This window comes from Kitasatospora sp. NPDC015121 (assembly GCF_055562955.1).
The window spans coordinates 1,990-5,217 of record NZ_JBVHEH010000086.1; the positions used below are offsets into that span (position 1 = coordinate 1,990).

1 rRNA gene is annotated in these 3,228 nt (G+C 55.1%); it reads left to right on the forward strand.

The features are described from left to right. The first annotated feature begins 45 nt into the window (after nt 1–45). Nucleotides 46–3,180, forward strand: a 23S ribosomal RNA gene (locus ACZ3J7_RS40815). Nucleotides 3,181–3,228 lie beyond the last annotated feature (48 nt).

Consider the following 3,228-nt stretch of genomic DNA (forward strand, 5'->3'; position numbering starts at 1 on the left):
GTTGTGTGTTGTTTGAGAACTGCACAGTGGACGCGAGCATCTTTGTTGTAAGTAATGAAGAGCGTACGGTGGATGCCTTGGCACCAGGAGCCGATGAAGGACGTAGGAGGCTGCGATAAGCCTCGGGGAGCTGTCAACCGAGCTGTGATCCGAGGATGTCCGAATGGGGAAACCCAGCACGAGTGATGTCGTGTTACCCGCGCCTGAATATATAGGGCGTGTGGAGGGAACGTGGGGAAGTGAAACATCTCAGTACCCACAGGAAGAGAAAACAACCGTGATTCCGTGAGTAGTGGCGAGCGAAAGCGGAAGAGGCTAAACCATGGGTGTGTGATAGCCGGCAGGTGTTGCATTCGTGGGGTTGTGGGGTTCATTTTGTCTGTTCTGCCGAGCAGGCCAACAGTAAGAAATCACAGGGTTAGTGGAAGTGGTCTGGAACGGCCTGTCGTAGAGGGTGAGAATCCCGTACACGAAAACTTTGTGACTGTTGTAATGGAAACCCAAGTAGCACCGGGCCCGTGAAATCTGGTGTGAATCTGTCGGGACCACCCGATAAGCCTGAATACTCCCTGGTGACCGATAGCGGACTAGTACCGTGAGGGAAAGGTGAAAAGTACCCCGGGAGGGGAGTGAAATAGTACCTGAAACCGTGCGCTTACAATCCGTCAGAGCCTTCGAGCAGTTTACTGCTGGGGGTGATGGCGTGCCTTTTGAAGAATGAGCCTGCGAGTTAGTGGCATGTCGCGAGGTTAACCCGTGTGGGGTAGCCGTAGCGAAAGCGAGTCCGAATAGGGCGATCGTAGTGGCATGCTCTAGACCCGAAGCGGAGTGATCTACCCATGGCCAGGTTGAAGCGACGGTAAGACGTCGTGGAGGACCGAACCCACTTAGGTTGAAAACTGAGGGGATGAGTTGTGGGTAGGGGTGAAAGGCCAATCAAACTCCGTGATAGCTGGTTCTCCCCGAAATGCATTTAGGTGCAGCGTCGCGTGTTTCTCACCGGAGGTAGAGCTACTGGATGGTCTAGGGGGCCCACAAGCTTACCGAAATCAGCCAAACTCCGAATGCCGGTGAGTGAGAGCGCGGCAGTGAGACTGCGGGCGATAAGGTTCGTAGTCGAGAGGGAAACAGCCCAGATCGCCAGCTAAGGTCCCTAAGCGTGTACTAAGTGGAAAAGGATGTGGGGTCGCGAAGACAACCAGGAGGTTGGCTTAGAAGCAGCCACCCTTGAAAGAGTGCGTAATAGCTCACTGGTCAAGTGATCCTGCGCCGACAATGTAGCGGGGCTCAAGTACACCACCGAAGCTGCGGCATTCACGCAATAGCCCCCAGTTGATCCAAGGATTTTCTGGCAGGTGTGTGGATGGGTAGGGGAGCGTCGTGTGGCCATGGAAGCGGCAGGGTGACCTAGCCGTGGAGGCCACACGAGTGAGAATGCAGGCATGAGTAGCGAAAGACGAGTGAGAAACTCGTCCGCCGAATGACCAAGGGTTCCTGGGCCAGGTTAATCCGCCCAGGGTGAGTCGGGACCTAAGACGAGGCCGACAGGCGTAGCCGATGGACAACGGGTTGATATTCCCGTACCCGTGTGAACGCGCCCATGGTGAATCAGTGATACTAACCATCCTGAAGCCACGAGAAGACCTTCGGGTCTCGAGTTGGTGGATGCATGGGACCTGATCTGGTAGTAGCCAAGCGATGGGGTGACGCAGGAAGGTAGCTGAGCCAGTCAGTGGTAATACTGGTGTAAGCGTGTAGGGCGTGACCTAGGCAAATCCGGGTCACACATAGCCTGAGACGTGATGCGTAGCCGATTGAGGCGAATTCAGTGATCCTATGCTGCCGAGAAAAGCCTCTAGCGAGCTTTCACACGGCCCGTACCCCAAACCGACACAGGTGGTCAGGTAGAGAATACTAAGGCGATCGAGATAACTATGGTTAAGGAACTCGGCAAAATGCCCCCGTAACTTCGGGAGAAGGGGGGCCCTGTCTGGTGACGACATGTACTGTCTGAGCTGGGTGGGGCCGCAGAGACCAGTGAGAAGCGACTGTTTACTAAAAACACAGGTCCGTGCGAAGTCGTAAGACGATGTATACGGACTGACGCCTGCCCGGTGCTGGAAGGTTAAGAGGACCGGTTAGTTCCTTCGGGAGCGAAGCTGAGAATTTAAGCCCCAGTAAACGGCGGTGGTAACTATAACCATCCTAAGGTAGCGAAATTCCTTGTCGGGTAAGTTCCGACCTGCACGAATGGCGTAACGACTTCTCAGCTGTCTCAACCGTAGACTCGGCGAAATTGCATTACGAGTAAAGATGCTCGTTACGCGCGGCAGGACGAAAAGACCCCGGGACCTTCACTACAGCTTGGTATTGGTGTTCGGTTCGGTTTGTGTAGGATAGGTGGGAGACTGTGAAACGGTGACGCCAGTTATCGTGGAGTCGTTGTTGAAATACCACTCTGATCGAATTGGACCTCTAACCTCGGACCATGATCTGGTTCAGGGACAGTGCCTGGTGGGTAGTTTAACTGGGGCGGTTGCCTCCCAAAATGTAACGGAGGCGCCCAAAGGTTCCCTCAGCCTGGTTGGCAATCAGGTGTCGAGTGCAAGTGCACAAGGGAGCTTGACTGTGAGACTGACAGGTCGAGCAGGGACGAAAGTCGGGACTAGTGATCCGGCACCGGCAAGTGGAAGCGGTGTCGCTCAACGGATAAAAGGTACCCCGGGGATAACAGGCTGATCTTCCCCAAGAGTCCATATCGACGGGATGGTTTGGCACCTCGATGTCGGCTCGTCGCATCCTGGGGCTGGAGTAGGTCCCAAGGGTTGGGCTGTTCGCCCATTAAAGCGGCACGCGAGCTGGGTTTAGAACGTCGTGAGACAGTTCGGTCTCTATCCGCCGCGCGCGTTAGAAACTTGAGGAAGGCTGTCCCTAGTACGAGAGGACCGGGACGGACGAACCTCTGGTGTGCCAGTTGTTCCGCCAGGAGCACCGCTGGTTAGCTACGTTCGGAAGGGATAACCGCTGAAAGCATCTAAGCGGGAAGCCTGTTCCAAGATGAGGTTTCTCACCCCCTCGAGGGGGTAAGGCCCCCGGCAGACCACCGGGTTGATAGGCCAGAACTGGAAGTGCAGTAATGCATGCAGGTGACTGGTACTAATAGGCCGAGGACTTACCACAAAGAAGCTACGCGTCCACTGTGCGGTATCTGAAACAACACACAGATAC